This window comes from Enterobacter sp. HMSC16D10 (assembly GCF_001807145.1).
GTDB lineage: Bacteria > Pseudomonadota > Gammaproteobacteria > Enterobacterales > Enterobacteriaceae > Enterobacter > Enterobacter roggenkampii.
In genome coordinates this window covers 1-1,595 of record NZ_KV787908.1, presented here as the reverse complement: position 1 = coordinate 1,595, position 1,595 = coordinate 1, and the positions used below count along the sequence as shown (strand labels likewise).

1 rRNA gene is annotated in these 1,595 nt (G+C 52.4%); it reads left to right on the top strand.

Annotated elements, in window-relative coordinates:
• Window positions 1-113: 113 nt before the first annotated feature.
• A 23S ribosomal RNA gene (locus HMPREF3143_RS21625) occupies window positions 114-1,595 on the top strand; the annotation flags it as partial.

The window sequence follows — 1,595 nt, the reverse complement described above, 5'->3', positions numbered from 1 at the left end:
TTTTGCTCTTTAAAAATCTGGATCAAGCTGAAAATTGAAACGACACATCTTAAATGGTGTGTTCGAGTCTCTCAAATTTTCGCAATCAGAAGTGAAACATCTTCGGGTTGTGAGGTTAAGCGACTAAGCGTACACGGTGGATGCCCTGGCAGTCAGAGGCGATGAAGGACGTGCTAATCTGCGAAAAGCGCCGGCGAGGTGATATGAACCTTTGACCCGGCGATGTCCGAATGGGGAAACCCAGTGTGTTCCGACACACTATCGTTAACTGAATACATAGGTTAACGAGGCGAACCGGGGGAACTGAAACATCTAAGTACCCCGAGGAAAAGAAATCAACCGAGATTCCCCCAGTAGCGGCGAGCGAACGGGGAGCAGCCCAGAGTCTGAATCAGCTTGTGTGTTAGTGGAAGCGTCTGGAAAGTCGCACGGTACAGGGTGACAGTCCCGTACACGAAAATGCACAGGTTGTGAACTCGAAGAGTAGGGCGGGACACGTGGTATCCTGTCTGAATATGGGGGGACCATCCTCCAAGGCTAAATACTCCTGACTGACCGATAGTGAACCAGTACCGTGAGGGGAAGGCGAAAAGAACCCCGGCGAGGGGAGTGAAAAAGAACCTGAAACCGTGTACGTACAAGCAGTGGGAGCACCTTCGTGGTGTGACTGCGTACCTTTTGTATAATGGGTCAGCGACTTATATTCTGTAGCAAGGTTAACCGTATAGGGGAGCCGAAGGGAAACCGAGTCTTAACTGGGCGTTAAGTTGCAGGGTATAGACCCGAAACCCGGTGATCTAGCCATGGGCAGGTTGAAGGTTGGGTAACACTAACTGGAAGGACCGAACCGACTAATGTTGAAAAATTAGCGGATGACTTGTGGCTGGGGGTGAAAGGCCAATCAAACCGGGAGATAGCTGGTTCTCCCCGAAAGCTATTTAGGTAGCGCCTCGTGAACTCATCTTCGGGGGTAGAGCACTGTTTCGGCTAGGGGGCCATCCCGGCTTACCAACCCGATGCAAACTACGAATACCGAAGAATGTTATCACGGGAGACACACGGCGGGTGCTAACGTCCGTCGTGAAGAGGGAAACAACCCAGACCGCCAGCTAAGGTCCCAAAGTCATGGTTAAGTGGGAAACGATGTGGGAAGGCACAGACAGCCAGGATGTTGGCTTAGAAGCAGCCATCATTTAAAGAAAGCGTAATAGCTCACTGGTCGAGTCGGCCTGCGCGGAAGATGTAACGGGGCTAAACCATGCACCGAAGCTGCGGCAGCGACGCTTATGCGTTGTTGGGTAGGGGAGCGTTCTGTAAGCCGTTGAAGGTGTGCTGTGAGGCATGCTGGAGGTATCAGAAGTGCGAATGCTGACATAAGTAACGATAAAGCGGGTGAAAAGCCCGCTCGCCGGAAGACCAAGGGTTCCTGTCCAACGTTAATCGGGGCAGGGTGAGTCGACCCCTAAGGCGAGGCCGAAAGGCGTAGTCGATGGGAAACAGGTTAATATTCCTGTACTTGGTGTTACTGCGAAGGGGGGACGGAGAAGGCTATGTTAGCCGGGCGACGGTTGTCCCGGTTTAAGCATGTAGGCGGA